This window comes from Cupriavidus sp. C3SS-1 (assembly GCF_057073755.1).
Window position 1 is genome coordinate 1,438,561 of record NZ_CP172700.1, and the last position, 23,567, is coordinate 1,462,127.

The 23,567-nt window shown below is 67.1% G+C and carries 22 protein-coding genes; 10 read left to right on the forward strand and 12 right to left on the reverse strand.

The window, feature by feature from the left end; translation table 11 throughout:
• Positions 1-8 precede the first annotated feature (8 nt).
• From ACIGJC_RS22660 to ACIGJC_RS22710, 11 genes are read right to left on the reverse strand one after another with little or no spacing between them, the layout of a single operon-like run.
• Positions 9-671, reverse strand: coding sequence for a 4-carboxy-4-hydroxy-2-oxoadipate aldolase/oxaloacetate decarboxylase (locus ACIGJC_RS22660; protein WP_483711657.1), 663 nt, complete (start codon positions 669-671; stop codon positions 9-11).
• Between the two features lie 2 nt (positions 672-673).
• Positions 674-1,336 carry an RraA family protein gene (locus tag ACIGJC_RS22665; protein ID WP_483711658.1) on the reverse strand — a complete coding sequence of 221 codons (663 nt, stop codon included), beginning with the start codon at positions 1,334-1,336 and terminating at the stop codon, positions 674-676.
• Positions 1,337-1,341: 5 nt separating this feature from the next.
• Positions 1,342-2,004 (reverse strand): RraA family protein, encoded by a 663-nt coding sequence (locus ACIGJC_RS22670; RefSeq protein ID WP_483711659.1) that lies wholly within the window; start codon positions 2,002-2,004, stop codon positions 1,342-1,344.
• Positions 2,005-2,033: 29 nt separating this feature from the next.
• The gene (locus ACIGJC_RS22675; protein ID WP_483711660.1) at positions 2,034-3,032 is read right to left on the reverse strand and encodes a DODA-type extradiol aromatic ring-opening family dioxygenase; all 999 of its coding nucleotides are present in this window, start codon (positions 3,030-3,032) and stop codon (positions 2,034-2,036) included.
• Positions 3,033-3,047: 15 nt separating this feature from the next.
• Complete coding sequence (locus ACIGJC_RS22680; protein WP_483711661.1) at positions 3,048-4,274, reverse strand: CaiB/BaiF CoA transferase family protein; 1,227 nt, start codon at positions 4,272-4,274, stop codon at positions 3,048-3,050.
• A gap of 18 nt (positions 4,275-4,292) precedes the next feature.
• Positions 4,293-4,736, reverse strand: coding sequence for a Zn-ribbon domain-containing OB-fold protein (locus tag ACIGJC_RS22685; RefSeq protein WP_483711662.1), 444 nt, complete (start codon positions 4,734-4,736; stop codon positions 4,293-4,295).
• Between the two features lie 5 nt (positions 4,737-4,741).
• Positions 4,742-5,905, reverse strand: coding sequence for a thiolase domain-containing protein (locus tag ACIGJC_RS22690; RefSeq protein ID WP_483711663.1), 1,164 nt, complete (start codon positions 5,903-5,905; stop codon positions 4,742-4,744).
• 47 nt (positions 5,906-5,952) lie between these two features.
• Positions 5,953-6,939 carry a Bug family tripartite tricarboxylate transporter substrate binding protein gene (locus tag ACIGJC_RS22695; protein ID WP_483711664.1) on the reverse strand — a complete coding sequence of 329 codons (987 nt, stop codon included), beginning with the start codon at positions 6,937-6,939 and terminating at the stop codon, positions 5,953-5,955.
• Between the two features lie 47 nt (positions 6,940-6,986).
• The gene (locus ACIGJC_RS22700; protein WP_483711665.1) at positions 6,987-8,114 is read right to left on the reverse strand and encodes an acyl-CoA dehydrogenase family protein; all 1,128 of its coding nucleotides are present in this window, start codon (positions 8,112-8,114) and stop codon (positions 6,987-6,989) included.
• A 15-nt stretch (positions 8,115-8,129) separates the two neighbouring features.
• On the reverse strand, positions 8,130-9,317 hold the full coding sequence (locus tag ACIGJC_RS22705) for an acyl-CoA dehydrogenase family protein (RefSeq protein WP_483711666.1): 1,188 nt from the start codon (positions 9,315-9,317) through the stop codon (positions 8,130-8,132).
• A gap of 18 nt (positions 9,318-9,335) precedes the next feature.
• On the reverse strand, positions 9,336-11,507 hold the full coding sequence (locus ACIGJC_RS22710) for an acetate--CoA ligase family protein (RefSeq protein WP_483711667.1): 2,172 nt from the start codon (positions 11,505-11,507) through the stop codon (positions 9,336-9,338).
• Positions 11,508-11,927: 420 nt separating this feature from the next.
• Here ACIGJC_RS22710 and ACIGJC_RS22715 point away from each other — a divergent pair, with 420 nt between their 5' ends.
• The 9 genes from ACIGJC_RS22715 to ACIGJC_RS22755 all read left to right on the forward strand — a co-directional run bounded on the left by ACIGJC_RS22715 (position 11,928) and on the right by ACIGJC_RS22755 (position 20,861).
• Entirely contained in the window at positions 11,928-12,650 is a 723-nt protein-coding gene (locus ACIGJC_RS22715) for a GntR family transcriptional regulator (RefSeq protein WP_483711668.1), read from the forward strand.
• A 35-nt stretch (positions 12,651-12,685) separates the two neighbouring features.
• Positions 12,686-13,087: a RidA family protein gene (locus tag ACIGJC_RS22720; RefSeq protein ID WP_483711669.1), complete on the forward strand. Its 402-nt coding sequence runs from the start codon at positions 12,686-12,688 to the stop codon at positions 13,085-13,087.
• Between the two features lie 3 nt (positions 13,088-13,090).
• Entirely contained in the window at positions 13,091-14,095 is a 1,005-nt protein-coding gene (locus ACIGJC_RS22725) for an amidohydrolase family protein (RefSeq protein ID WP_483711670.1), read from the forward strand.
• A 1-nt stretch (position 14,096) separates the two neighbouring features.
• The gene (locus ACIGJC_RS22730) at positions 14,097-15,335 is read left to right on the forward strand and encodes a Rieske 2Fe-2S domain-containing protein (RefSeq protein WP_483711671.1); all 1,239 of its coding nucleotides are present in this window, start codon (positions 14,097-14,099) and stop codon (positions 15,333-15,335) included.
• Between the two features lie 39 nt (positions 15,336-15,374).
• Positions 15,375-16,370 carry a tripartite tricarboxylate transporter substrate-binding protein gene (locus tag ACIGJC_RS22735; RefSeq protein ID WP_483711672.1) on the forward strand — a complete coding sequence of 332 codons (996 nt, stop codon included), beginning with the start codon at positions 15,375-15,377 and terminating at the stop codon, positions 16,368-16,370.
• 85 nt (positions 16,371-16,455) lie between these two features.
• Entirely contained in the window at positions 16,456-17,424 is a 969-nt protein-coding gene (locus ACIGJC_RS22740) for a PDR/VanB family oxidoreductase (RefSeq protein ID WP_483711673.1), read from the forward strand.
• Between the two features lie 41 nt (positions 17,425-17,465).
• Positions 17,466-18,263: a crotonase/enoyl-CoA hydratase family protein gene (locus ACIGJC_RS22745; RefSeq protein WP_483711674.1), complete on the forward strand. Its 798-nt coding sequence runs from the start codon at positions 17,466-17,468 to the stop codon at positions 18,261-18,263.
• 13 nt (positions 18,264-18,276) lie between these two features.
• Entirely contained in the window at positions 18,277-19,632 is a 1,356-nt protein-coding gene (locus ACIGJC_RS22750; protein ID WP_483711675.1) for a 3-hydroxyacyl-CoA dehydrogenase, read from the forward strand.
• A 158-nt stretch (positions 19,633-19,790) separates the two neighbouring features.
• Positions 19,791-20,861, forward strand: coding sequence for a porin (locus ACIGJC_RS22755; RefSeq protein ID WP_483711676.1), 1,071 nt, complete (start codon positions 19,791-19,793; stop codon positions 20,859-20,861).
• 90 nt (positions 20,862-20,951) lie between these two features.
• On the opposite strand, the gene ACIGJC_RS22760 is transcribed toward ACIGJC_RS22755, so the two are convergent.
• Complete coding sequence (locus ACIGJC_RS22760; RefSeq protein ID WP_483711677.1) at positions 20,952-21,692, reverse strand: GntR family transcriptional regulator; 741 nt, start codon at positions 21,690-21,692, stop codon at positions 20,952-20,954.
• A gap of 264 nt (positions 21,693-21,956) precedes the next feature.
• Here ACIGJC_RS22760 and panP point away from each other — a divergent pair, with 264 nt between their 5' ends.
• Positions 21,957-23,546 carry a pyridoxal-dependent aspartate 1-decarboxylase PanP gene (panP, locus tag ACIGJC_RS22765; RefSeq protein ID WP_483711678.1) on the forward strand — a complete coding sequence of 530 codons (1,590 nt, stop codon included), beginning with the start codon at positions 21,957-21,959 and terminating at the stop codon, positions 23,544-23,546.
• The last annotated feature ends 21 nt before the right edge of the window (positions 23,547-23,567 follow it).

The following is a 23,567-nucleotide window of genomic DNA, read 5'->3' on the forward strand; positions in this document are numbered from 1 at the left end:
GACCTCGCTCAGTGAAAGCCGTAGATTCGCATGGTGGTCTCGCCTGCCTCCACCCGCTTGAGAATGGCGGCTTCGGTGGCCTCGCGGTCCCGTGCCTTGCCCACGACCTCCGCCGCGCGGCCGCGCGGCACCACCACCACGCCGTCACGGTCGCCCGCGACCAGGTCACCGGCTTCGACACGGGTGCCGCCGATCAGCACCGGCGCGTTGAGCCAGCCGATCGCGCCGTAGTCCTTGCCGGTACCGCGGATGCACAGCCCGCGCGCGAACACCGGGAAGCCGATCTCCTCGAGGAGCACGCCATCGCGCACGTAGCCGTCGATGACCAGCCCGCCCAGATGCTTCGCCTTTGCGGCAGTGGTCATGATCTCGCCCCAGTAGCCGTGCTCGTAGGCACCGCTCACATGCACCACGAGCACGTCGCCCGGTTGCGCGATGTCGAGGGCGCGATGCAGCCACAGGTTGTCCCCGCCGGGCGAATGGACCGTCAGCGCCGGGCCGCAGATGCGGAACTCCGGTGCCACAGGCTTGATGGCCGGCGAGACCACGCCGATCTTGCCGCCCGCTTCATGCAGCGTGGCGGTAGGTAAAGCGCGCGCGTCGTTGACGATATCGGCGCCGACCCGCTCGAATTCGCGGATCGTTGTGCTCGTTGCGTCGTGTTCCGCCATGGTCAGGCTCCCTTGGTCTGCAGCTGGTGGTAACGGAACTGGCGGCGCGCCTCGTCCAGGCGCATGCCGCCGCGCACGGCTTCGCGGATGGCGTTCTCGGCGTGCTCGATCTGCTCGGCTGTGTCGAGCACCGCCGCTTCGTGCTCGCGCGGGATGACCAACACGCCGTCGGCGTCACCGCGCAGGATGTCGCCGGGCTGCACGCGCGCATCGCCGATATTGACGACCACGTTGGTCGCTTCCACCTGGACTCGGTCCTTGCCCGTTCGCATCCAGTGGTCCTTGCTGAACACCGGGTAGCCGAGCTGGCGGCACAGCGCGACGTCACGGCACACGCCGTCGATCACGGTGCCGGCAATGCCGCGGCGGTGCGCGATCTCGGTCAGGATGTCGCCCCAGACCGTGGCATTGTCACGGCCGCCGTTGTCGAGCACGAGGATGCTGCCCGGCGGCACGTCGTCGATGTAGTCGCCGACGGTGCCGGGCGGATTCGATGCCGGGCCGTACAGCAGCGTGTAGGCGCGCCCTGCCGTGGAAAAGCCTTCGCCACGGGCCTTGATGCGGTAGCACTGGCCCGCGATGCCGAGCTTGTCCAGCGCGTCGCTCAGCGTGGCCGTGTCCAGCTTCGCGGCGCGCGCGACGTTGATGTCCTGTTGTTCGCTCATCTCTCTCAACCCTTCAGCATGTGTTCGTAGTTGCCGCCCATGACTTCCCCGATGGGCGTGCCACCCAGGATGGCCTTCGCCATCACGGACTCCTTGCGCACGATCGCTTCGGCCGTCTCGAGCACGCGGGCGATGTCGCGCGCGGCGATGAAAATCACGGCGCTGCGGTCCGCGACCACGTAGTCGCCCGCTTCTACCGTCACAGTGCCGATCTGCACCGTGACATTGGTGCCCTGCTCCACCACGCGGCTGCGCGCGGTGAACGCGGTCAGTGCGCGGCTGAACACGGGGAAGTCGAAATCGAGCGCTTCATCGATATCGCGCACCGGGCCGTCCGCCACGACGCCCGCGACGCCGCGCACCTTGGCTCCGAGCGACAGCAGCCCGCCCCAGCTGCCGGCCTCCACGCCGGTGCGCTGCTCGACGACGATGATGTTGTCCGGGCCGGCCTGCTCGATCGCCGTGCAGCCGAGATGGCGCGTCGGTCCGGGCGGCGGCGCGCCGGTGCCGAGCTTGACGGTGATGGCCCGGCCGGCAATGCGCCCGGCGCCGGAGCGCTGCGGCAGGCCCGTCACGGTGCCCGGCAGCTGCAGCTTGTCGAGCGCGTCGGATACCGCGCAGCAATCGAGTCGGCGCAGGCGTTGTACGTTGGATTCGGTTTCACTCATGGTCATTGGTATGGCTTTTGTTCGGTTATTCAATCCAGCGTCTGCCAGGCGGCGAAGCACAGGCCCGTGCCGGTCAGCGCAGGCGTGCGGTAACCCGGGACATAGGAAACCCATTCAAGATCGAGGTCGCGCACGGCCTCGACGGCGATCAGCCAGTTGCGGATTTCGGAGCTGCCTGCCTGGAGCTGGCGCGGATCCAGCGAGGCGAGGAAGCCGGTGTCCTTCTGGCGGATGGCGTCGATGATCGCGTTGTCGAGCTCGGCATCGACCACGAAGTGGCTCAGGCCGCCCGAGGCCAGCACGCCTACGCGCAGGTCTTCGGGATAGGCTGCAATCAGCTCGCGCAGCGCGGCGCCAAGCTGGATGCAGCGGCGCGGCGTGGGCTGGTTGGGCGGGTCAAAAGTATTGACGATGACCGGCACCACTGGCAGATCCAGTCCCTGCAGGTAGCGGCGGTGGATGAACGAGAATGCATGGCCTTCGAACTGGCCGCGTTCGAGGCCGTCCATCGCAGTGATGTCGAAATCGCGGTCGCACAGTTCGCGGATCATCCATCGGCCCATGTCGGCGTTGACCGGATAGTCGCGGTCGGCGTCGGGCTCCTGACGTGCCATGCGGGCCTTCTTGTACCAGCCGTCGGAGGCGCTTTCCTCGCGCTTCGCATTGCGGATGGTGTCGCCGTAGTAGATCGCGAATGCAGGGTTATTGGTCGTGCGGAACAGCTCGGTCTGGTCATCGCCAACCACCAGCAGCACGTCGAGCCGTGCGGCGCGGATGCGGTCGCGCAACTCGTCCATGGCCGCTTCGGCCTGGTCGTAGCGCTCGCCCATGCGCTCGGGCGTCACCATGGACTCGGCATCGTCCGGGGCGATCGCGAGCAGCGCTTCATAGGTTGTCGGGTTGCCGGCGCGGTCGAAGTAGTGCGGGTTCTTCGGATCGACCTGGCGGAAGCCGTGTTGCCAGTCTTCACGCTGGCAAACCAGCATGATGCTGTGGGAGGAGCCGAAAGCGGCGACGAGTCTTGCCATGGAAGTGTCCTTCGTTCAAACGATGTAGGCGGCGCGCAGCTCGCCGACCTGTGCCGCGTTGTAGCCAAGCTCGCGCAGGATGTCGTCGGTATTGGCGCCCTGCTCCGGCGCGGGCTGCGGCGGCAGGTCGCGCGGATAACGCGACAGTCGCATCGGCTGACCGACCAGCGCCACATCGCCAAGCTCGGTGTGCTGCATCGGCCAGGCCACGCCAAGGTGCTTCACCTGCGGATCGGCGAATACCTGATCCACGCGGTGGATCGGTCCGCACGGCACGCCGGCCTTCAGCAGCCGCTCGGTCCATTCGGCGGTGGTGCGCGTGCGCAGCGCCGCCTCGATCGCGGCATTGACCTTGTCGCGGTTGCGCACGCGCTCCGGGTCCGAACCCAGGCCGGGCTCGTCGACGAGGTGCGGCACTTCCAGCGCCTCGCACAGGCGCTTCCACATGGTTTGGCCGATCGCGGCGATGTTCAGGTAGCCGTCGCTGGTGGCGAACACGCCCGTGGGCACGGTCAGCGGATGTTCGTTGCCGGTCTGTTCGGGAATCTTGCGGTCGACCAGCCACTGCGCGGCCTGGAAGTCCAGCATGGCGATCTGCGCTTCAAGCAGCGAGGTCTGCACCCACTGCCCTTCGCCCGACGCCTCGCGCTCCAGCAGCGCCGTGAGGATGCCCATCGCGCAGAAGTGGCCGGCGCACAGGTCCGCGAGCGGGATGCCGACGCGCATCGGGCCTTCGCCCGGCTTGCCGGTCACGCTCATCAGCCCGCCCATGCCCTGCGCAATCGAATCGAACCCGGGCCAGCCCGCGTAGGGGCCGTCCTGGCCGAAGCCGGAAATGCTCGCGTAGATTAGCCGCGGATTGATAGCGCGTAGCGCGTCCGGCCCGATGCCGAGGCGGTGCTTCACATCGGGGCGGTAGTTCTCGATGAAGACGTCGGCGCGGCGGACCAGTTCATGCAGGATCTTCACGCCTTCCGGCGCCTTCATGTTGAGCGTGAGGCTTTCCTTGTTGCGGTGCAGGTTCTCGTAGTCCGCGCGGTTGTGGTCGCGTCCGCCGATCATGTCGTCGCCGCCCGGTGCGCCCGGCGGGATCTCCAGCTTGATCACGCGCGCGCCCATGTCGGCGAACAGCCGCACCGCGGTAGGACCGGCGCGCACGCGCGAGGCGTCGAGAATGGTGAAGCGGGACAGCGGGCCCTTGCGCTCGCCGGTGCCGTGTGGGTTGTGTCGGGTATCAGCCATGGTCGTTGCCTCAGGTCTTTACGCCGGGGTGAACATCGGCACGGCGTAGCCGCCATCGCTCGGCTTGAACACGACCTTCACGCGCTGGCCGATCTCGATCCCGCGCGGGTCGCAGTCCACCAGGTTGGTCATCATCGTCACGCCTTCGTCCAGCCGGACGTAGGCAAGCGTCCACGCGGCCTCGCCCTTGCCCATGGTGCTGAACGAGTAGACCGTGCCGAAGCCGCTGGCATCGCGCCATTCGGTGCGGTCGGACTGGCAATGCGGGCAGATGTCGCGCGGGTAGTAGTGCAGTGCGCGGCAGTCCAGACAGGCCTTGATCACCAGGCGTCCGGCGTTGGCGGCTTCCCAGAACGGCTGGCTTTCCGGCAGCGTGCGCGGCGCGGGAATCTTGCGCGGGCCGGCGGGCGGCGCCTTGGCGGCCGCGTTGGCAGCGGTAGCCGGAGTAGCAGGTATGCTCATGGTGTTCATTCCCTTTCAAGAATCAGCGTCGCCGCGGTATGGCGCGAAGCGAGCGCGCCGCCGATGCCGCTGGCCAGCGCCAGGTCGCAGTTGGGGACCTGCACCGCGGGATGCGCCTCGCCGCGCAGCTGGCGCACGGCCTCGATCACCTTGGTGACGCCGCCGCGGTTGGCCGGATGGTTGTTGCACAGGCCGCCGCCGTCGGTATTGAACGGCAGGCGTCCCACGCCGGAAATCAGGCCGCCGTCGGCGACGAACTTGCCGCCCTCGCCCTTCTTGCAGAAGCCCAGGTCTTCGAGCTGCATCAGCACGGTGATGGTGAAGCTGTCGTACAGCGATGCGTACTTGATGTCGGCGGGCGTGACACCGGCTTCCGCAAACGCCGCCGGGCCCGACCACGCGGCGGCCGACCACGTCAGATCGATGTTGCCGCCCATGGCGTGCTTGGGTGCTTCGCCGGTGCCGCGTACTTTCACCAGCGGACGCTTGAGCTGGCGGGCGATCTCGGGGCGCGCCACGATCAGCGCGCCGCCACCGTCGCTCATCACGCAGCAGTCCAGGCGGTGCAGCGGATCGGCCACCATCGGCGAATTGACCACGTCCTCCACCGTCACCACGTTGCGCAGCATGGCGTGCGGGTTGTGCTGGGCGTGATGCGACGCGGCCACCTTGATCCATGCGAGCTGCTCGCTGGTGGTGCCGAACTCGTACATATGACGCTTCGCCACCATGCCGTAGAGGTTCTGCGTGGCCGGGCCGAACGGCAGTTCGAAGGCAACGTCGGGCGCGTCCGGGTCCGGGGCCCGCAGCGCCAGCGCGGCACCGGCCGCGCGGGGGCGCCCCGCCAGCGTGATCAGCGCGACGTTGCAGCGCCCCGCGGCAATGGCCTCGGCGGCGTGGGCCACGTGCAGGATCGGCGCGGAGCCGCCGCACTCGGTCGAATCCACGTGGCGCGGCTTCAGGCCAAGGTATTCCACGATCGTGGTAGTGCCAAGGCCTGGCGCATCGCCGGCGCAGAAGTAGCCGTCGACATCGGCGGCGGTGAGGCCGGCGTCGGCCAGCGCGCCGCGCGCCACATCGGCATGCAGGCGCGCTACCGACAGGTCATCGGCTTTGCGTGTGGGATGCTCGTAGGCCCCCACGATGTAGGCGGATCCGTTCAGGGTCATGATGAAAAGCAGGGACTAGGTGGAGATGGCTGGTGTCACGCGCGGCATCACTGGTCCGGCGTAAAACCGCTGGCCTTGATGACGGGGCCCCAGTAGGCAAGTTCCTTGCGCTGCAAACGATCCAAATCTGCGGCCGGCCGGAAGTCGGGGTTCAGCGTGGCCCGTTGCTGCAGCGTGGTGCGCACCTCGGGCATGGCGAGTACCTTGCCCAGTGCCGCCTGCATGCGATCGAGCTCCGCCTTCGGCGTGCGCGCGGGTGCCCAGATGCCGGCCCACGCTTCGCCGCTGTCAACTGCCACGCCCTGCTCGGTCGCGGTCGGCACGCCCGGCAGCAGCGGCGAGCGCGCCGCGCCGAACACGGCGATGATGCGGACCTTGCCGCTCCTGGCATGCGGCAGGATGTCGCCGGCGGTCATCACGGCGGCAGCGAGCTGCCCGCCGAGCAGATCGGTGACAAGCGGGCCGTTGCCCTTGTATGGCACGACGCTCATCGGTACGCCGATAGACTTGCCGAACTGCAGGCCGGTGAAGTGGGTCTGGCCGCCGAGCCCGGCCGTGCCGAACATGGCCTTGCCGGGATGCGCCTTCACCCATTCCACGAAGCCCTTTACATCGGTGACGCCGGTCTGGGTACTCACCACCAGCGCCAGCGGATACGAGATCACCACCGCGACCGGCGTCAGGTCCGTCAGCAAGTCGTACTTGAGCGTGGCCGGCGGATACAGCAGCGTCGGGAAGATCGCGGTGGCATTCGGCGCGACCATGTAGGTCAGTCCGTCGGGCGCGCTGTGCTTGAGCATGCCGGTCGCCAAGCGGCCACCCGCGCCGGGGCGGTTGTCGACGATCACGGTCTGCCCGAGTTCGCCTTGCAGCTTCTCGGCCAGCACGCGCGCGACAGTGTCGGTCGAGCCGCCGGGCGGGAAGCCGACCAGGAACCTGATCGGCTGCTTTTCCTGCGCCTGCGCGCCGCAGGCAAATGCCAGTCCCAGCGCCAGCACGCCGCAAGCGGATCTGAGGATACGGATGAGGGCCATGTCTTTTGTCTCCTGTGTATTTCTTGCGTGAACCAGCCAGCCGTTGCTCAGGCCTGCCGGGCAAAACAAGCCAGGTGGTGTCCGGCATCGCCGAACAACTGGTTGATGACCATCAGGCGCTTGGCGTAATGGCCGACACGGCATTCGTCGGTCATGCCCATGGCGCCGTGCATCTGGATGGCCCACTGGCCAACCTGCCGCCCCGCCTGCCCGATCACCGTCTTGGCTGCGGACACCAGCCGGCGACGCTGCACCGGGTCGCCGTCGGCCACCGCCATGGCGGCCACGCAGGCCATCGACTTGCACTGCTCGAGCGCGATCAGCATGTCCGCCACGCGGTGCTGCAGCACCTGGAACTTCGCCAGCGGCGTGCCGAACTGCTTGCGCGTCTTCAGTTGTTCCGCGGTCAGGTCGAGCAGTGCTTCCAGCGCGCCGACGGCTTCCGCGCACAGCGCCGCGTTGGCCCGGTCGGTCGCGGCGACGATCGCTGGCAATGCGGCGCCGGGCTCCCCCAGCACCGCGTCCGCATCCGCGCTGACTTCACGCAACGTGAGATGCGCGGCGCTGCGGCCATCCAGCGTGCGGAACTCACGCACGGACAGCCCGGGCGCACCGGCGGGAATCACGAACAGCGTCACGCCTTGCGCGTCGACGGTGTCTCCCGCGGTACGCGCAGCCACGATAAAGGCATCGGCCCGGGCGCCATCGAGTACCAGTGTCTTTTCGCCGTGGAGCAGCCAGCCGTCGCCCTCGGCGCGTGCCAGCGTGCTCACGCGTGCCAGGTCATAGCGTGCGTCGGCCTCGTTGATGGCAAGCGCCAGCCGCGCCTGCCCCGCTGCCAATGCCGGCAGCCACTGCTGCCGTTGCGCGGGCGTGCCGGCCTGATCGAGCAGTTGCCCCGCCAGCACGACGCTCGACAGCCAGGCACCGCCGCCAAGCGCACGGCCCAGTTCCTGCGCCACCAGCATCATTTCTGTCGGGCCCTGCTCGCTGCCGCCCACATCCGCCGCAAGCGGCAGGCCGAGCAGCCCGAGGTTCGCCATGGCGGCCCAGCGCGCGCTGGCCTCGTCGTCGGTCTCGGCATCGCCGCGGCGATGCGCAGGGTATTCGCCATCGCAGAAGCGGCGCACCGCATCGCGCAGCGCGATATGTTCGTCGTTGAGTGAAAAATCCATGGTCTCGGTACGGTGTCAGGCCGCGAGGAAGGCCTTGCTGATCAGGTTGCGCTGCACTTCGTTGACGCCGCCGTAGATCGACAGCTTGCGCGCGTCGAGGTAGTTGGCGGCCAGCGCCGACAGTTCCGGCGGGCTGGCAGGGTCGCCCAGTTCGCCGCGCAGCGCGGCTTCTTCGAACGGCACCGCATGCGGGCCCGCGATTTCCACCAGCAACTCGTAGATGGCCTGGCGCAATTCGGTGCCGCGCACCTTGAGCATCGACGCTTCCACCGCCGGCACCCGGCTCTGCTGGTTGGCGCTGAGCAGGCGCAGCGCGGTGAATTCGAGCGCCAGCAGTTCGATTTCGAACTGCGCCAGGCGCGACTGCAGCACCGGATCGCCGTCCAGCCCCTGGCTGGCTGCCAGTTCGCGGGCCCGCTGCAATTGCTGCTTGCATGAGCCGATGCCCGCGATGCCGGTCCGTTCATGGCCGAGCAGGTACTTGCCGTAGGACCAGCCCTTGTGCAGCTCGCCGACCAGGTTTTCCACCGGCACCCGCACGTTGTCGAGATAGCACTCGTTCAGGTCGGTGCCGCCTTCGAGCATACGGATGGGCCGCACCTGCACGCCCGGCGTGTTCATGTCGATGAGCAGGAACGAGATACCCTCCTGCGGCTTGGCCGCGTCCGGGTCGGTGCGCACCAGCGCGAACATCATCGAGCACCAGTGCGCATAGGAAGTCCACACCTTGTGGCCATTGACGACGAAGTGCTTGCCATCGGGTTCCAGCACCGCGGTGGTCCGCACTGCGGCCAGGTCCGAACCAGCACCCGGCTCGGAGAAGCCCTGCGCCCACCACGTATTGCTCTGGCGGATGTCGGGCAGGTACTTCGCCTTCTGCTCGGGCGTGCCGAACGCGATCAGCACCGGCCCCAGCATCTGGATGCCGCTGGCGATGATGCGCGGCGCGCCGCCAAGCATGGTTTCCTCGTCGAAGATATAGCGCTGCACGTGGTTCCAGCCCGGACCGCCGTGTTCGACGGGCCAGCCCGGCGTGAGCCAGCCGCGCGCTTCAAGGATGCGGAACCACGTCACGTAATCGGCATGCTCCAGGCGCAGGCCGAGTTCGACCTTGCGCCGGATATCGGCGGGGAGGTTCGCCTTGACGAACGCGCGCACCTCCTGGCGGAACGCCTCGTCGGCGGGAGAGAAAGTCAGCTTCATGATTGGTATGCCGTGGGATCAGGCTTGCGGTGCACAGACGACCAGTGCGTCAAGCGCGAGCACGCGGTCGGGATAGGCCACCAGCGGATTGACGTCGATCTCGGTGATGGCAGGGTTGGCGCGCATCTGGCCGCCGATCAGGGTCACGGCCCGCGCAATCGCCGCCACGTCGACTGCAGCCGCACCGCGGATGCCGCGCAGCAGCGATGCCGCCTTGAGCCGGCTCAGTTCCTGCACGACATCGGCTTCGGAAAGATCCGCCGGGATCAGCCGCACATCCTTGAGCGCCTCGATCCACACGCCACCGAGGCCAACCAGCACAACCGGTCCCCAGCCGGCGTCGCGCTTCGCGCCAACCACGAGTTCCAGACCGCGCGGCCCCATGGCCTCGACCAGCACGCCGTCGAGCGTGAGGCCTGGACGATGCGTAGCGATATTCTGTTGCAGGCGATGCCAGCCGGCACGCAACGCGGCTTCATCGGCGAGGCCGACCATCACACCACCAACATCGCTTTTGTGCGGCAATTCGCTGGCCTGCGCCTTGATCACTACCGGGTAGCCGATGCGCGCCGCAATGGCGGCCGCCTCATCCGCGCTGGCTGCCAACGCGCCCTCCGGCACGACCAGTCCGGCAGCCGCCAGCCACGCCTTGCCCTGGTACTCCGCGAACACACCTGAAGGCGGAACTGCACCCGGCAGCGGCACCGCCGCCGGTACGGACTGGCTCGCGCGGCCGGCGCGCTGCAGCGCCTCGCCGTAGGCTGAAACCCGGGCAAGCGCGCGCAGGGCACGATCGGGCGAGCGGAAGAACGGCACACCGCTCGCGCGGATCGCATCGACGAAGAACGGCTCGATCGGACCGCTGTCGCCGGTCACGACGAGGACCGCCGGCTTGCCGGCGCGGGCGAGCGCGGGGACGATGTGCTCGGCCTTGTCGCGCTGTGCCACTTCGGGGCCCGCCGGAATGCTGAGGACGATGCTTCCTACGGCGGGATCGGACAGCATGGTCAGCAGAACCTCGCCGACCAGCCCCGGCTGCCGTACGCCGATCGTGGTGTAGTCGAGTGGATTTTCGGCGACGGCGTAGTCGGGCAGCATGGCTTTGAGACTTGCCGTTGTCTGCGCGCCGAGCGGGGGCAGTTCCAGCCCGAGCCCGTCGCAGAAGTCCAGCGCGACGTTCTTCATCGCGCCGGACCCCGTCATAAAAGCCGGGCCGCCAGCAGGCGGCACCGGGAAACGCAGCAGGATTGCTGCAGCGTCGACAAGCTCGTCAGGGGTATCGACCAGCACCACGGCCTCGCGCGCCAGCGCCACGCAGGCCGTGGCGTGATCGCCGGCCAGTGCGCCGGTGTGGGACTGGGCCGCTTCGCGGGCGCGCTCGCTGCGGCCCGGCATCAGCATCACGACCGGCTTGCCGGCCTCGCGCGCCTTGCGCGCCAGCGCCAGGAACGTGCGCGGACGGCGCACCTGTTCGGCGTACACGGCCAGCACGCGGGTCTGCGGGTCGTCGATGTAGTGGGCAACGAAATCCTCCGCGCCGAGCGATGCCTCATTTCCCGTGGAGACGACCGCCGTCAGCGGCAGGCCACGGCCGACGAAGGCATCGCGCATGTTCGCCGCCATCGCACCGCTTTGCGCGACCACGCCGATACCGGGGCGGCCACCGCACGGATAGGGCTGCACCGCTTCGAAGGTCACGGGCACGTTGCCCTCGAAATTCGTGAAACCCATGCAGTTCGGTCCGAGCAGCAGCATGCCGGCCTCGCGCGCGGCTGCGGCGAGCTGGTCCTGCCGTTTGCGGCCGGCCTCGCCGGTCTCTGCATAGCCGGATGCGAACAGGACCGCCGCACGGGTGCCCTTCGCGGCCAGGCTGCGCACCGCATCGAGCACGCCTGCCTCGGGAATCGCCAGCACGGCCAGGTCGATGCCGGCGGGCAGCTCGTCCACCGCCTTCACACAGGCGCGGCCATTGATCTCGGTGCTGCTGCGGCTGACCAGGTGAATCGCACCGGCGTAGCCGAAGCGCTCCAGGTTCGCCAGCACGAAGCCGCCGAACGAGCGCGGGTCCGCCGAAGCGCCGACGATCGCCACGGAAGCCGGACGGAGGACGCAGGTCACGTCAGCCACCGCGGCTGCCGCCGCCGGTTCGGGCTGTCCGGCCTGCGCGCCGGGAAAGTCAGAGGTCTTCATGGGTTGGGGGTCTCTTCCAGGAAACGGTGGTTGTCTCGTGTTTGACGAATTCTGGCATACCACAACCATCGTTTCAATACACCAGAAAACGGATAATTGAAAAATTCGTAGGGAATTTCCCTAGCTGCGCGGCGCTGCCCGTTGGACTGCAAGGCATGCAAGCGGCTAACAGGTCACTGAAACGCCGCATTCTCCGGACTTCGGAGCGCGACTCCTGGAAGGGCAGAAATCCATATGCATGAAGGGCTTGCGGGCAAACTCCCTCGTCAATCCGGGCCGTCTTTTCTCTCAGAATAGAAGACGAACGCTCAGGATTCCCGAGCGTGCCCAACGCGATCTTAGAATGCCGTCTTTGCATACCACTATTTTTTTGTTGTATATTTTCGATCAACAAAGCGATGCTTGCTGGCGTCGAACCGTATGCAAACGACCGACCATACCCTGAACCCACCACGTCCCGCCGGGCGCCACAGCCGGGCCGAAGACATTCGCGCCACGCTGGAGGCCGAAATCGAGGCTGGCGTACTGTGCCCCGGAGCACCGCTCGACGAGCGCGAGCTGGCGCAGCGCTTTGGCGTATCGCGCACACCGGTGCGGGAAGCCTTGCAGCAACTGGCCGCGCATGGGCTGGTCAGCATCGCCCCGCGCCAGGGCGCAGCGGTCGCGCGCCTGTCAGTGGGCAAGGTGCGGGCGATGCTCGAATACGTGGGGGAACTGGAATCACTGGCTGCGCGCCTGGCGGCACGCCGCGGCGACGAAGCGTTGCACGCCGCACTCGACGCAGGCCTGTCTCTGGGCCGCCGGGTCGCGGCGACACCGGGCGCCGTAGGCTACGCCGCCGCGAACGCGGCCTTTCACGAAGCGATCTACCAGGGCTGCCGCAACGAGATTCTCGCCGGCCATATCCGCGCCGCGCGGCGGTGCCTGCAGCGCTACCGCATGCGCGACTTCGCGACTGCCGTGCAGATCGCGAAGTCGCTGGCAGAACACCAGCGCATTGCCGACGCCATCCGCGCCGGCGACGAACAGCTGGCCGCCGCGGCCATGACGCTCCATGTGCCCGCGGGCACCACGGGCTTCGCCGAATTTCTCGCGACGGTGCCGGCCCATTTCTTCGACAGCGGCCATGCCGCCGTCTCCTGACCCCGCTCCCCGCAACCCATTACCTCAGGCATCCCATGACCAGACCTCTCCGTTCGATCGACGTGCCCGGCCTTGCGCACAACGCCCCCATTCCCGCCGGCGCACGCGTAGGCAATGTCATCTGCACCTCCGCCATCTCGGGCAAGGACGCAGCCACCGGCGCACTGCCGGCCGGTGCCGACGCACAGGCTGCTCACGCGTTCCGCAATCTGGCGAGCGTACTCGGGGCTGGCGGCGCCAGCGTAGCGGATGTGGTGAAGCTGACCATCTATGTGAAAGACAACAGCGTGCGCGACGCCATCAATGCCGAGTGGCTGCAGTGCTTCCCGAACCCTGAAGACCGCCCCGCGCGGCACATCGTCGTGCATGACCTGCAGCACGGCATGCTCCTGCAACTCGAATGCCTGGCCGTCCTGGCCGGCGCCAACCAAGGCTGAACCATGATCATCGATTCCCACGCCCACGTCGTCATGCCCCCGGAGAGCTTCCGCTACATGGCGGAACTGATCGGCGGCCGCGCCAATCCGTCCACCACGCCGAAGATTCCGGACGCTTCGGTGCGCAAGGCAGCGGAAGAGCTGGTGCGCAGCATGGACGCCGTCGGCACCGACGTGCAGTTCATCTCGCCGCGCCCTTACCTGCAGATGCATTCGGTCAAGCCGGGCCGCGTGACCGAGCTGTGGTCGCGCCACTGCAATGACATCATCGCGCGCTTCGTCACCATGTTCCCGGACCGCTTCCGCGGCGTGGCCGGCCTGCCGCAGCACATGCTGGAATCCCCGGCCGAGCGCGCCGTGCCCGAGCTGGAGCGCTGCGTCAATGAACTCGGCTTTGTCGGATGCCTGATCAACCCGGACCCGACCGAGAGCGAAGGCCCGACGCCGCCGGGCCTGGGCGATGCGTTCTGGTATCCGCTGTACGAAGCCATGACACGCCTGGACGTGCCGGGCCTGATCCACTCCGCCGGCAGCTGCAGCGCGCGCGAGTCGTACACGCTCAAGTTCATCAATGAGGAAAGCATCGCCGTGATCTCGCTGCTGAACTCGAAGGTGTTCCAGGACTTCCCGAACCTGAAGATCGTCGTGGCGCACGGTGGCGGCGCAATTCCTTACCAGATGGGCCGCTTCCGCTCGTGGTCGGTGCGCAAGGGCGAGACCGTCACATTCGACGAGCAACTGCGCAAGCTCTACTTCGATACCTGCAACTACTCGACCGAGGCGATCGACCTGTTGCTGAAAGTGGCTGGCACCGACAACGTGCTGTTCGGCACCGAGAAGCCCGGCACCGGCAGCGCGCGCGACCCGCTGACCGACCGCGACTACGACGACATGAAGCCGGTCATCGAAGGCATCTCGTGGCTGACGGACGAGCAGCGCAGGAACATCTTCGAATGCAACTGCAGGCGCCTGTACTCGCGCGCCTTCCGCACCGACGAGGAGTGCTGAGATGCCGCTGACCCGCGAAGACAATGACCTGCTCACACGCGTCGAGAACGGCGCGCCGATGGGGGAGATGATCCGCCAGCATTACTGGCTCCCGGCGGTGCCGTCGGCGAAGCTGGTGGCCGATGGCGCGCCCGTGCGCGTGCGGCTGCTTGGCAGCAACTACGTGGCGTTCCGCCGCACCGACGGCCAGGTCGGCGTGCTCGACGAGCTGTGCCCGCACCGCAAGACCTCGCTGCTGATGGCACGCAACGAGGACAACGGCCTGCGCTGCATCTTCCACGGCTGGAAGCTCGGGACTACTGGCGAAGTCCTCGAAGCCCCGAACCATGTCGGCGACCAGGCCCAGTTCTGCAAGCATGTGCGCGTGAACCGCTACGGCGTGCAGGAACGTGGCGGCATTGTGTGGGTGTGGCTCGGCAAGGGCGAACAGGCACCGAAGTTCCCCGACCTGCCGTTCACGTCGCTGCCCGAAGACCAGCGCTCGGTCACCAGCCAGGAAGTGCCGACCAACTGGGTGCAGGGCGTGGAAGCGTCGATGGATTCGTCGCACGTTGGCGTGCTGCATGAATCGACTACGCAGATCACCGCGGGCTCGGGCAACCAGCGCATGCACATGACGCAGGCGCTGGCACCGCGCCTGGAATTCGAGGACCGTCCTTACGGCTACCGCTACGCGGCTCTGCGCCCGCTGCCGGACGACAAGCTCTATGCGCGCGTGAACAACTTCGTCATGCCGTGGTACGGGATCATCTGCGCGCCCGATGAAAAGGGCCCGAGCACGGTGTTCTTCTCCACGCCGGTGGACGACGTCACGCACCGCGCCTGGTTCGTGCATTTCAACCCGCACCGCCCGCTCGGCATGACCATCATGTCGGCCACGCCCGACGTCTGGGACTTCCCGCCGCTGCCGCCGGGCACGCCCGCCAACAACTGGGGCCAGAACCGCGACCTGATGCGCCGCGGCCATGCCACCGGATTTCCGCAACACCTTGGCACCGAAGACTTCGCCATGTTCATCGGCCAGGGCCCGATTGCAGACCGCACCACCGAGCAGTTGTGCTCGGCCGATGGCGCGGTGCTGCGCGTGCGGCAGGCGCTGCTGAAGTCGGTGCGCGAGTTCCAGGCCGGCAAGACCCCGACGCTTGCCGACAACCCCGAGCTCGACTACAGCCGGATCGTCTCGGTCGGCGGCGTGCTGCCCGCCGGCGAAGACTGGCGGTCGCTGACCACGGCTGCCTGAGGCAACCGTCACACGACTGACAAGATGACGGAGACAACGATGACCAGCCCCCGCTTCCGCTCGCGCCGCCGGCTGATGCTGGCGGCGTGCGCCGGCCTCGCCGCGCCAGCGGTTTCGTTCGCGCAGCTGCGCGGCAAACCCGCCATCCGCATTCTGGTGGGACTGCCGCCCGGCGGCGGCACCGACGCCATCGCGCGGTACTTTTCCGATTCCCTGCCTGCGCTGCTGGGCCAGCCGGTGATCGTGGAGAACCACGTGGGCGCCGGTGGCCGCCTTGCCGCCGACGTGCTCAAGTCCGCGGATCCGGATGGCCTGACCTACATGATTGCGCCCAATGCCACGCCCACGTTCCAGACGCTGGTGTTCGGCAAGCAGCTCAAGTGGGACCTGTGGCGCGATTTCGCGCCCGTGGCCGGACTGGTGTCCTACCCGACCGGCATGGCCGCGGGCATGGCAAGCGGCGCCACCAGCGCGGAATCGTTCGTGCGATGGGCACGCGCCAATCCGCAGCAGGCCAGCTTTGGCACGCCGGGGCTTGGCGGCCAGAACCACTTCCTGGGCCTGCAGTTCGCCAAGGCGGCGGGCATTTCGCTGGCTGTCACGCCCTACAAGGGCACGCCGCCGATGATCAACGACCTGCTGGGCGGCCATATCCCGTCGGCGGTCACGCTGCTGCAGGACCTGCTGCGCCACCACCGTGCCGGCAAGGTACGCCTGCTGGGCATCTTCGCCGACAAGCGCTCGGCGCTGGCGCCGGACATCCCGACCATGGCAGAGCAGGGCATTCCGGTGCGCCTCGGCGACGCGTGGACGGCCATGTGGGCACCGGTGCAAACCCCGAAGACCGAGATCGCCCGCGTGCAGGCGGCGCTAAAGACCATCCTGGCCGCACCGCAGGCACGCCGGACGCTGATGAGCCAGCTCGCGGTGGTGCCCGACTACCTCGACGGCGAACAGATGGCGCGCCGCCAGCGCGCCGAACTGGAAACCTGGGACCCCATCATCCGCGCCTCGGGCTTCCGCGCAGAACTGTAGAAGCGGGAACGGCAGATCCTTTGCGGCCCTGGCGTCCACCTAGGCCGCTCTGGCGCGTCCGCCCCCACTTCGACCGGAGACATCCATGAGCATCACCGACACCCTGCAAGTCCGGGTCAAATCCATCAGCTGGGAGGCCGACGGCATCCTGGCGTTCGACCTGAGGCCGGAGCCGCCCCTGCGCACCCTGCCCGCGTTCACCGCCGGCGCACATATCGACCTGCATCTGCCGAATGGCCTGATCCGCAGCTACTCGCTGCTGAACCCCCAGTCCGAGCCGCATCGCTATGTGATTGGCGTCAACCGTGATACGCAGAGCCGCGGCGGCTCGCGCTACCTGCACGAAACGCTGCGGCCCGGCGACGTGCTGACCATCGGCGCGCCGCGCAACAATTTTCCGCTCGACGATTCGGCATCGATCGCAGTGTTGGTGGCCGGCGGCATCGGCATCACGCCGATCCTAGGCATGATCCATCGGCTGCGCGAGCTGGGCCGTCCGTGGCGGCTGCACTATGCCGCACGCACACGCAAGCAGGCGGCGTTCATCGAGACGCTGGAGGCCATGGGCGCGGAGCCCGGTGGCGAAGTCCGGCTGACGTTCGACCGCGAAGCCGGCGCCGATCGCCTCGATGTCGCGGCCATTGCCGCGAGCCTGCCGGCAGGCGCGCATATCTATTGCTGCGGCCCGGTGCCGATGCTGGAGGCCTTCGAGCAGGCCACCGCATCGCTGCCGCCCGAGCGCGTGCATCGCGAGTACTTTGCCGCGCGCGAGGCCGCCGCCACCGATGGCGGTTTCACCGTGGAGCTCGCGCGCAGCGGCCGCAGCCTCGAGATCCAGCCTGGCCAGACCATCCTGGAATGCCTGATCGCCGAAGGCGTGGAGCCCATGTACTCGTGCCAGGAAGGCGTGTGCGGAACGTGCGAGGTGCGCGTGCTGGACGGCGAACCGGATCACCGCGACCTCGTGCTAAACGCCGCCGAACGTGCCGCCAACAACCGGATGATGGTGTGCTGCTCAGGCGCGAAGACCCGCAAGCTGGTGCTGGACCTGTAGCCGCCACACCGTCGAACCACGCAATGAACAAGGAGCATGAAATGAGCACTGAACTGGTGACGTATGAACTCGACGGCAACGTAGCACTGATCGGCCTGAACCGGCCCGATAAGCGTAATGCCATCAACGAAGAGGTGGTCTGGGCCCTGCACGACGCCGTCGTGCGTGCCGGCGAGGAAGCCGATGTCGGCGTGCTATTTGGCCACGGCAGCAATTTCTGCGCGGGGCTGGACCTGAAGGAAGCGCTGGCTCGCGCCTCCGGCGAGCAGCCGCGGCCACGCAAGCGTACGCGCCACTCGTGGCACACGGTGTTCGACGGCATCGCGCGCGGGCCCATTCCGTTCGTCGCGGCGCTGCACGGCGCGGTGGTTGGCGGCGGGCTGGAACTGGCCACAGCCGCTCACATCCGCGTGGCAGATGAATCGGCGCTGTTCGGCCTGCCCGAAGGACAGCGCGGCATCTTTGTCGGTGGCGGCGGCACGGTGCGCATCCAGCGCGTGGTCGGCTACACCGTGATGGCCGACATGATGCTGACCGGACGCCTGCTTACTGCCCAGGAAGGAGAGCGCGAACACATCGTGCGCTATGTGGTGCCGCAAGGCCAGGCGCTGAGCAAGGCGCGCGAGCTCGCTGCGCTGATCGCCCGTAACACCGCGGATACGAACTGGCGCATCACCAATGTACTGCCACGCATCAATGACCTGTCGCATGACGATGGCCTGTTCGTCGAGTACCTGACCTCGAACATCCCGCGCCCTCCCGAGGCCGCCGAACGCCTGCGCGATTTCGTCGAAGGCCGTGCCAAACCCCTCGCCGCCCCCGGCGCGAAATCAGAATGAGCCGAGCAACGCCATGACGACCACCACCACGATTCCATCGAGCGCCGATGCCGCGGCACAGGCCACGGCAGACTACGTCCGCTTCGCCCAGGCGGAAGCGGCCCATATCCCGGACTTCCCGCAGGACCTGCCGCTGCGCCCGGTCAACCATGTTGCCGTGATTGGCGCAGGCACCATGGGCGGCGGCATTGCGATGGCGCTGGCCAATATCGGCACTCCGGTCACGCTGATCGACAGCAGCCAGCAAGGGCTGGATACCGGCCTGCGCCGCGTGCGCGACAATTACGCCGGCAGTGTCTCGCGCGGCAAGCTGGAACCGTCAGCGATGGAAGCGAGGCTGTCGCTCATCAAAGGCTCCGTGAGCCTGGCTGACGTCGGGTCCGCCGACATGGTGATCGAAGCCGTCTTCGAGGACATGTCGCTGAAGCAGCAGGTGTTCCGCGAACTCGATGCGCGGTGCAAGCCCGGCGCCATCCTGGCGACCAATACCTCCGGGCTGGACGTCGATGCCATCGCGGCGGTCACGCGCCGCCCCCAAGACGTTGTCGGCGCCCACTTCTTCAGCCCGGCGCACGTGATGCGCCTGCTCGAAGTGGTGCGAGCCCGCGACACCGCGCCGGACGTGATCGCCACGCTGATGGATCTGGGACGGCGCATGGGAAAGACAGCGGTGCTCGCACGCGTCTACCCCGGCTTCATCGGCAATGCACTGTTCCGCAACTACACGCGCGAAGCGCATTTCCTGGTCGAGGAAGGCGCGCTCCCTCATGAGGTCGACCAGGCCCTCACGGGCTTCGGCTATGCCATGGGCATCTTCGCCGTGCACGACATGGCCGGCAATGACGTGGGCTACCAGACCCGCAAGGCGCAGATGGCGACGCGGCCGCAGGACCGGCGCTGGAACGACCTGATCCTCAAGCTGACCGAACTTGGGCGCCTGGGACAGAAAAGCGGCAAAGGCTGGTACCGCTATGAACCCGGGAGCCGCCAGCCGCTGCGCGATCCGGAGGTCGAAGCCTTCATCGAACAGGAATCCGCACGACTCGGCATCGCACGGCGCCCCATCGGCGCCGAGGAAATCATCAGGCGCTGCGTCTACGGCATGGTCAATGAGGGCGCGAAGCTGCTCGAAGCCGGTGTGGCGCTGCGGCCCAGCGACATCGACACCGTCTACCTGACCGGCTACGGCTTTCCCGCGCGCCATGGCGGCCCGATGTACTACGCCGACCGCATCGGGCTGCGCGAGGTGTACGCCGACATCGAGCGCTTCCACGCGCAGCACGGCTTCTGGTGGGAACCGGCACCGCTGCTGGCCCGGCTGGCGCGCGAAGGAAAGACCTTCGCCGACTACCAGCGCGGCCGCGCGTGAGGCCGCGAGCCTCATTTTCACGACGTGCCCCCCACTCTCGTTGCATTCCTGATACGCACTAACGTATACCACTATTTGTTATACACATACCAATAAGCGATAGTTCCGGCACTTTCCGAATCCCGGAAATGACAGCCAAGACATTGGAGGAGAACAGCATGAAAAGAAACCTGGTCGGCCTTGCCTGCGTCGTCGCCAGCGCCACCGCGGCCGCGCAGACATCGGGCGTCACGCTGTACGGTGTGGCCGATGCCAACATCGAATACACCAACAACAATCTGGGAACGGGCCCGGACGGGCATTCCAGGGTCGGCGTGAATTCGGGCGGCCTGTCCCCGAGCCGCTGGGGCCTGCGAGGCACGGAAGACCTGGGAGGCGGCAAGCAGGCACTCTTCGCGCTGGAAAGCGGCTTCACCCTGGATAACGGCGTTTCCACGCAAGGCGGCCGCCTGTTCGGCCGCCAGGCATGGGTCGGCCTGCGCAGCGGCGCGCAGCAAGTGACGCTGGGCCGGCAATATACTTCGCTGTTCCTGATGATGGCCAACTACTCGCCCACGGCGTATGCGACCACGTATGAACCCGTGGTTGGCATTGCCGGCTCGAACCTGCGCGAAGACAACATGGTGAAATACCATGTCGACCTGGGCCCGCTGACGGCCGAAGCACACTGGGCCTTTGGCGAGCAGGCCGGAACCGTCACGGGTTCGTCGGCCTTCGGTGGCGGTTTCGATTACCGCTTCGGCTCGTTCGGCGTCGCCGGTGCCTATGACAGCATCAACAGCGCCAAGACCGCCGATTACACCCGCACGCAGAAGGCAGCGCTGGGCCTGCGCTTCCAGATCACGCCGGAGCTGCTGGCCCAGGCGGCGTACCGGTACAACAACAACGGCACGCGCGCGGCCAACACCGCTGCGCGCGACGACCTGTGGTGGTTTGCGCTGAACTACCAGGCAACCGGGGCATTGCAGCTCATAGGTGCGTTCTACTACGACAATGTCAAGGCGCAGTACACCGCAACCAGCCAGACCAATCCGAGCAACCCGTGGCAGGTCACCTTCATCGCCGATTACTCATTGTCCAAGCGCACTGATGTCTACCTCAGCACGGCGTACACCAAGAATGCATCGCTGAACTTTGAAAGCCTGAATGGCGCTACGGCCGCTTACCAGATCGCGCCGAACGAGAAGAGCCAGTTTGGCATCGCGATGGGCATGCGGCACAAGTTCTGAGTTTTCGCCTGAACGGGCGCCGCGAAGGGCTCACCCCTCCCATGAGAACCCATGAGAAAGGGGGAGCATTCGGGCCGCCCGCCTGCCGGATCAGGCTGCCCGCGGGGCGGCGGGCTTGCGGCCACGCCTGGCGCCGCCGCGGGGTGCGGCGCTCCTGGTGGCCGTCGGCTCGCCGCCGCTCTCGCCCTCGAGGTAGCTGGCCGGCAAGGTGGAAAGGAATTCGGAGAATCCGGTCGTGCCCACGGGCGCGTGTTCGAGCATGGCCTCGTGCGCGGCGGTTTCATCGCCGCTGAGGATGGCCTCGGCCAGCCGCTGGTGGTCTTCCAGCACACGCTGCCGGCGCGCCGGGGTCTGGAAGATGCGCGGGCGGTAGCGCTGCATCAGCCGGCGGATACCCTGGATCTGTGCCACCAGGTATTCGTTGTGGCTACCCGCATAGACCGTGTCATGGAACTCCGCATTGGCCCTGGCAAAGCGCTTGCCATCGTCTTCGGCATGCGCCTGCTCGCATTCGGCGCGGGCCGCCTTCAGGCTGACGCGCTGATCGTCGTCCATGCGGCGCGCGGCAAGCTTCGCCGCTACGGCCTCCAGCTCGCCAAGCAGCTCCAGGGTTTCACGCAACTGCGTGATCGACAGGCGCGACACAAACACGCCCACCCGCGGCACGATGCGGACCATATTCTGCACCGACAACTGCTGCAGCGCCTCCCGCACCGGCGTGCGCGAGACACCGAAGCGCTCGGCCAGCATGCGTTCGTCCAGCGGCGTGCCGGGCGGCATGTCGCCATTCTCAATTTCTCGCTGAATCGTGGCCTTGATTTCGCCGGCCATGCTCTTCTTCTCTGACTGTGCCATTGGGTATGAGGGGGAGCGGTCTTTAGTTCTCAGTATACCGAACCGATGTACTGGCATGCGGCTGCCGCACTGGGAAAGTAGCTGTTCGCGCCGGGAGGTACCCTGTCTCCGTATCCGTCCGATCCGGCATAATGCCCGGTGAACCATTGTGCCCCGGAATTGAACTTCCTAATGCAAACGAAGCCGGACATCTCTTGCGAAGAGACCTCACCAAGCACGGACGGGGGCGACGACTGCCCTTTGCGCTGGTTCGACGCCGATCGCGGCGCTTTCGAATCGCTGGAGCGATGGATCGCCGAGCATCCGGCGGACTACTTCGCGGGCGAGCGTTTTGATCCCGTTGGCGCGTGCGCCACACGCGAGGCTGTATTCGCGTCGGTTGAGCTGCCCGAGACGCCGACATCGCCGCAAGCGCATGCCGATCACCTGCTCAACGACGTTTTTCGGCACGTGACGCCCGTGGCGGCGCCCACTTTCGTCGGACACATGACGTCGTCGCTGCCGTCGTTCATGCCCTCGCTGGCCAAGGTGGTGGCAGCGCTGAACCAGAACGTCGTGAAGATCGAGACATCCGGCGCGCTGACGGGGCTCGAGCGCCAGGTCATCGGTATGCTGCACAAGCTGGTGTTTGCGCAGGACAGCGCGTTCTATGCGACATGGCTGCACGATGCCGACCATGCGCTCGGCGCGATCTGCTCTGGCGGCACGATTGCCAACCTCACCGCGCTATGGGCGAGCCGCAACAACCTGCTGCGCGCGCGTGATGGCTTCTCCGGCATCCATCGTGCCGGACTGGGCGCCGCGCTACGCCATTACGGCTATGACGGGCTTGCCATCGTGGTCTCGGAGCGCGGGCACTACTCGTTGGGAAAGGCAGCCGACGTCCTTGGCATCGGACGCGACAATCTGGTGCCGGTCGGGGTCGATGCAGACGGTCGCATGCGCATCGACCTGCTGCGCGACACCCTGCGTGACCTGCAGCAGCGCAACATCCGGCCGATGGCGATCGTCGGCATAGCGGGGACGACGGAGACGGGCGCGGTCGATCCGCTCGACGCGATTGCCGATGTTGCTCAGGAGGCCGGCTGCCATTTCCACGTGGATGCCGCGTGGGGTGGCGCAACGCTGCTGTCGGAGCGCGAGCGCTGGCGCTTCAAGGGCATCGGGCGTGCCGATTCCGTCGTCATCGATGCGCACAAGCAGTTCTACGTGCCCATCGGGGCCGGCATGGTGCTGTTCCGGAGCCCGGCTTGGACGCAGGAAATCATCCAGCATGCGAACTACATCGTGCGCAAGGGCTCGGTGGACCTGGGGCGCCATACGCTCGAAGGATCGCGCGGCGCGGCGGTAGTCATGCTCTATGCGAACCTTCATCTGCTGGGTCGCAAGGGGTTGGCGCAGTTGATCGATCGCAGCATCGATAACGCCCGTTACTTTGCGTCGCTGATTGCGCAGCAGCCGGATTTCGAGCTCGACAGCAACCCGCAGCTTTGCATCCTGACCTATCGCCATGTGCCCGAGGCCGTGGGTCGCGCCCTGGCAACGGCTTCGGCCGACAGGCGCGAGAAGATCCTGGACGCGCTGGATGCGCTGACCATCAGCATCCAGGAAATGCAACGTGACGCCGGCCGCTCGTTCGTATCGCGCACGCAGTTGACGTCGACCCAGTGGGGTGGGCGCCCGATTGCCGTTTTCCGCGTGGTGCTGGCCAACCCGGATACGACCCATGCCATCCTGCAGGACATCCTCGACGAACAGCGCGCGCTGGCGGCGGCCAGTCCATGCATGGCGCCGCTGATGACCTTGGTGGGGGCGCCGGACGCCGCGTGAGGCACCTGCAACCGGCGTGCG